The organism is Actinosynnema sp., from assembly GCF_052038725.1.
Genome location: NZ_JBQGCX010000905.1, coordinates 1 through 5,536 on the forward strand (window position 1 = coordinate 1; position 5,536 = coordinate 5,536).

Here is a 5,536-nt window from a genome sequence, read left to right on the forward strand (position 1 = left end):
CGAGTCCGTGCTGCGCCGCCAGCTCACCTTCGGCTACACCGAGGAAGAGCTGCGCATCCTGCTCGCTCCCATGTCCGTGGGCGGCATGGAGCCGCTCGCCTCGATGGGCACCGACACCCCGGTGGCCGCGCTCTCCCAGCGCCCCCGGCTGCTCTACGACTACTTCGTCCAGAACTTCGCGCAGGTCACCAACCCGCCGCTGGACGCCATCCGCGAGGAGATCGTCACCTCCGTCTCCCGCGTCATGGGCCCCGAGCAGAACCTGCTCGACCCGAGCCCGGTCTCGTGCAGGCACATCAAGCTGGCCTACCCCGTCATCGACAACGACGAGCTGGCCAAGCTGATCCACGTCAACGACGACGGGGACCTGCCCGGCTTCGCCTGCACCGTCCTGAGCGGCCTGTACGACGTGGACGGCGGCGGCGAGGCGCTGCGCGAGGCCGTCGAGCGGGTGCGCCGCGAGGCGTCCGAGGCCATCGCCGCGGGCGCCCGCACCCTGGTGCTGTCCGACCGCGACTCCGACCACCGGCTCGCGCCCATCCCGTCGCTGCTGCTGGTCTCCGCCGTGCACCACCACCTGGTGCGCACCAAGGAGCGGCTGCGCGTCGCGCTCGTCGTCGAGACCGGCGACGCCCGCGAGGTGCACCACATCGCCGCGCTGCTCGGCTACGGCGCCGCCGCCGTGAACCCGTACCTGGCCTTCGAGACCATCGAGGACCTGGTCCGGCAGGGCGCGATCAGCGGCATCGAGCCCCGCAAGGCCATCCGCAACTACGTCAAGGCCCTGGTCAAGGGCACCTTGAAGATCATGTCCAAGATGGGCATCTCCACGGTCGGCGCGTACACCGCCGCCCAGGTCTTCGAGGCCGTCGGCCTGTCCACCGACCTGCTCGACGAGTACTTCACCGGCACCGTCTCCAAGCTCGGGGGCGCAGGCCTGGACGTGCTCGCCAAGGAGGTCGCGCTGCGGCACCGCCGCGCCCACCCGGACAACCCGACCGACCGCGTGCACCGGCGCCTGGAGGTCGGCGGCGAGTACTCGTACCGCCGCGAGGGCGAGCTGCACCTGTTCACCCCCGAGACGGTGTTCCTGCTCCAGCACGCCGCCAAGACCCGCAAGGCCGACGTGTACCGCCGGTACACCGAGGAGGTCGAGCAGCTCGCCCGCCAGGGCGGCACCCTGCGCGGCCTGTTCTCCTTCCGCACCGAGGGCCGCACGCCGATCCCGATCGACGAGGTCGAGCCGGTCAGCGCCATCGTCAAGCGGTTCAACACCGGCGCGATGTCCTACGGCTCCATCTCCTCCGAGGCCCACGAGACCCTCGCGATCGCGATGAACCGGCTCGGCGGCCGGTCCAACAGCGGCGAGGGCGGCGAGGACCCCGAGCGCCTGCACGACCCGGAGCGCCGCTCCGCCGTCAAGCAGGTCGCCAGCGGCCGGTTCGGCGTCACCAGCGAGTACCTGGTCAACGCCAGCGACATCCAGATCAAGATGGCGCAGGGCGCGAAGCCCGGCGAGGGCGGCCAGCTGCCCGGCTACAAGGTGTACCCGTGGATCGCCCGCACCCGGCACTCCACGCCCGGCGTCGGCCTGATCTCCCCGCCGCCGCACCACGACATCTACTCCATCGAGGACCTCGCCCAGCTCATCCACGACCTCAAGAACGCCAACGAGCGGGCCCGCGTCCACGTGAAGCTGGTCTCCGCGCTCGGCGTCGGCACGGTCGCGGCGGGCGTGGCGAAGGCGCACGCGGACGTCGTGCTGGTCTCCGGCCACGACGGCGGCACCGGCGCGTCCCCGATGAACTCGCTCAAGCACGCGGGCACCCCGTGGGAGATCGGCCTGGCCGAGACCCAGCAGACGCTGCTGCTCAACGGCCTGCGCGACCGCATCACCGTGCAGGTCGACGGGGCCATGCGCACCGGCCGCGACGTGATCGTCGCCGCGCTGCTGGGCGCCGAGGAGTTCGGCTTCGCCACCGCGCCGCTGATCGTCGCGGGCTGCGTCATGATGCGCGTGTGCCACCTGGACACCTGCCCGGTGGGCGTGGCCACCCAGAACCCGGAGCTGCGCAAGCGGTACACCGGGCAGGCCGACCACGTGGTGAACTTCTTCGAGTTCGTCGCCCAGGAGGTCAGGGAGCACCTGGCCGCGCTCGGCTTCCGCACCATCGACGAGGCCGTCGGCCACGCGGAGCTGCTGCGCACCGACGAGGCCATCGAGCACTGGAAGGCCGACGGGCTCGACCTGACCCCGGTGTTCGCGGTGCCCGAGACCCCGTACCGCACGGCCAAGCGCCGGGTCCGCGACCAGGACCACGGCCTCGACCAGGCGCTCGACCGCACGCTCATCCAGCTCGCCGAGGCGGCGCTGGAGGACGCGCACCCGGTGCGCCTGGAACTGCCGCTGCGCAACGTCAACCGCACCGTCGGCACCCTGCTGGGCGCCGAGGTCACCCGCCGCTTCGGCGGCGACGGGCTGCCCGACGACACCATCCACGTGCAGTTCACCGGCTCCGCAGGCCAGTCGCTCGGCGCGTTCCTGCCGCGCGGCGTCACGCTGGAGATGATCGGCGACGCCAACGACTACGTCGGCAAGGGCCTGTCCGGCGGCCGGATCGTGGTGCGACCGCACCCCGACGCGCCGTTCGCCGCCGAGCGGCAGGTCATCGCGGGCAACGTCATCGGCTACGGCGCCACCGCGGGCGAGCTGTTCCTGCGCGGCCGGGTCGGCGAGCGGTTCTGCGTGCGCAACTCCGGCGCGCTGGCCGTGTCCGAGGGCGTCGGCGACCACGCGTTCGAGTACATGACCGGCGGTCGCGCCGTCGTGCTCGGACCGACCGGGCGCAACCTGGCCGCGGGCATGTCCGGCGGCATCGCGTTCGTGCTCGACCTCGACCCCAAGGCCGTCAACAAGGAGATGGTCGAGCTCCAGCGGCCCAGCGGCGTCGACCAGCGCTGGGTGCGCGCGGTAGTCGAGCGGCACCACCAGCTCACCGGATCGGCCGTGGCCGCGTCGCTGCTCGGCGACTGGCCCCGGCGGTCCGCGGTGTTCACGAAGGTCATGCCCAGGGACTACCAGCGCGTGCTCGAAGCGATGAGGCTCGCTCGCGCGGAGGGCCGGGACGTCGACCAGGCGATCATGGAGGCCTCCCGTGGCTGACCCCCAGGGCTTTCTCAAGCACACCCGCGCCGAGGCCAGGAAGCGGCCCGCGGCCGAGCGCGCCGCCGACTGGGACGAGGTCTACCTCGACCAGGGGCCGGAGGTCCGCGAGGCGCAGGTCCGCGTCCAGGCCACCCGGTGCATGGACTGCGGCGTCCCGTTCTGCCACTCCGGCAGCGCGGGCTGCCCGCTCGGCAACCTGATCCCCGAGTGGAACGACCTGGTCCGCCGGGGCGACTGGGAGTCCGCGTCGCACCGGCTGCACGCGACCAACAACTTCCCGGAGTTCACCGGCAGGCTGTGCCCGGCGCCCTGCGAGGCGGCGTGCGTGCTCGCCATCACCCCCGACGCCGGGGGAGCGGTGGCGATCAAGCGGGTCGAGCAGGCCATCGCCGACACCGCGTGGGAGAACGGCTCGGTCAAGGCCAGCCAGTCCCAGGTGTCCTCGGGCAAGAAGGTCGCCGTGGTCGGCTCCGGCCCCGCCGGGCTGGCCGCCGCCCAGCAGCTCACCCGCGCCGGGCACGAGGTCACCGTGTACGAGCGGGACGACCGGCTCGGCGGGCTGCTGCGGTACGGCATCCCCGAGTTCAAGATGGAGAAGAAGGTCCTCGACCGGCGCCTCGCGCAGCTGCGCAAGGAGGGCACGAAGTTCGTCACCGGCTGCGAGGTCGGCGTCGACCTGACCGTGGAGGAGCTGCGCGCGTCGTTCGACGCCGTGGTGCTCGCGGTCGGCGCGCTGCGCGGTCGCGACGACACGACCACGCCCGGCCGCTCGCTCGACGGCGTCCACCTGGCGATGGAGCACCTGGTGCCCGCCAACCGCGCGTGCGAGGGCGACGGGGCCCCCGCGATCAGCGCGGCGGGCAAGCACGTGGTGGTCATCGGCGGCGGCGACACCGGCGCGGACTGCTACGGAACGGCCGTGCGGCAGGGCGCGCTGTCGGTGACGCAGCTCGACCAGTACCCGCAGCCCCCGTCGCAGCGCGACGACGCGCGGTCCCCGTGGCCGGTGTGGCCGTGGATCCTGCGCACCTACGCGGCGCACGAGGAGGGCGGCGAGCGGCGGTTCGCCGTGGCCGTCGAGGAGTTCACCGGCGAGGACGGGCGCGTCACGGCGGTCAAGCTGCGCAAGGTGAAGGTGCAGCGGGACTCCACCGGCAAGCGCGTGGTGGTGCCGATGTCCGAGGAGGTCGAGGAGCTGCCCGCCGACCTGGTGCTGCTCGCGATCGGCTTCGAGGGCGTCGAGCAGATGCCGCTGCTGGACGGGCTGGGCATCTCCCTGAGCGCCCGCAGCACGATCTCGTGCGGTTCGGACTGGCAGACCAGCGCGCCCGGCGTGTTCGTCTGCGGCGACGCGCACCGGGGCGCGTCCCTGGTGGTGTGGGCGATCGCCGAGGGCCGCTCGGTGGCCAACGCGGTCGACCGCTACCTGACCGGCTCGTCCGACCTGCCGTCCCCGGTGATCCCGAACCAGCTGCCGCTGGCCGTGGTCTGACCGGACCCGGGGCTGCGGCGCACGACGAGGTGCGCCGCGACAGCAGCGGGAGGGCAGCGCCGCCCCTCCACTGACCGCCGCCCCCCGACAACGGTGTCGGGGGGCGGTTCTCCTTCCGGGGATCGCGCCGGGGCGGTTCCCGCCGGGCGGGTTCCGCCCCGGCTCGGGTTCGCGGCAGGGCTGGGAAATCACCCGGTTCTCCCCGGATCGCCCGGTGAAAAGGGGTGGCTTTCCCGCTGTCCGCTCCCCGATGATCGACCTGGGTTTGTCAGGGGCTGCCGACGGTCGCGTCCGGCCTCTTCTCCGGGGTGCCCGGATTCGGTGTGGCGTGGGGGTCTGGTTGCTGGAGCGCGACGTGCGGTTGTCCGGGCTGGCCGAGAACCCGGCGTTGCCCACCGCGCTGCTGGACCAGCTCATCGCCACCGCCGGTCTCGACCTGAAGCTCGACCTGGCCCAGCGGGGCGACCTCTCGCCCGCGCAGGCGCGGGCGCTGCTGGACTCCGGCGACGGGTCGGTCGTGGCCGCGCTGCTGGAGTCCGGCGCGATCGCGCCCGGTGACGTCCCCACCGAGGACGACCGGCTGGCGGTGGTGGTCGCCGCGCGCCCCGGCGCGGACCCCGACCTCGTGCGCCGCGTCGCCGCGCACCCCGATCCCGAGGTGCGCGCCCGGTTGGCCGAGCGCGGGGAGGGGCTGCCCGCCGACGTCGTCGCGGCACTGGTGCGCGATCCGGTCGTCGAGGTCGCGAGGGACGCCGCCGCCTGCCAGCCGCTCACCGCCGAGCTGGCGGCGGAGCTGCTCGCGCACCCGTCGGCGGACCTGCGGAAAGCGCTGTCCTGCAACGGGAGCACGCCGCCGGAGGTGCTGCTGGCGCTGGTGG

The 5,536-nt window shown here is 73.3% G+C and carries 3 protein-coding genes; all 3 read left to right on the plus strand.

Going from position 1 to position 5,536, the window contains the following annotated elements; all coding sequences use genetic code 11:
* The coding region (gene gltB / locus ACTUAL_RS18715) for a glutamate synthase large subunit (RefSeq protein ID WP_440901174.1) at positions 1 to 3,163 on the plus strand (3,163 nt) is incomplete at its 5' end.
* Positions 3,156 to 4,658 carry a glutamate synthase subunit beta gene (locus ACTUAL_RS18720; protein ID WP_096496402.1) on the plus strand — a complete coding sequence of 501 codons (1,503 nt, stop codon included), beginning with the start codon at positions 3,156 to 3,158 and terminating at the stop codon, positions 4,656 to 4,658. The genes gltB and ACTUAL_RS18720, both read left to right, overlap by 8 nt.
* 328 nt (positions 4,659 to 4,986) lie before the next feature.
* A partial coding sequence (locus tag ACTUAL_RS18725; protein ID WP_440901175.1) for a hypothetical protein occupies positions 4,987 to 5,536 on the plus strand: 550 nt, incomplete at its 3' end.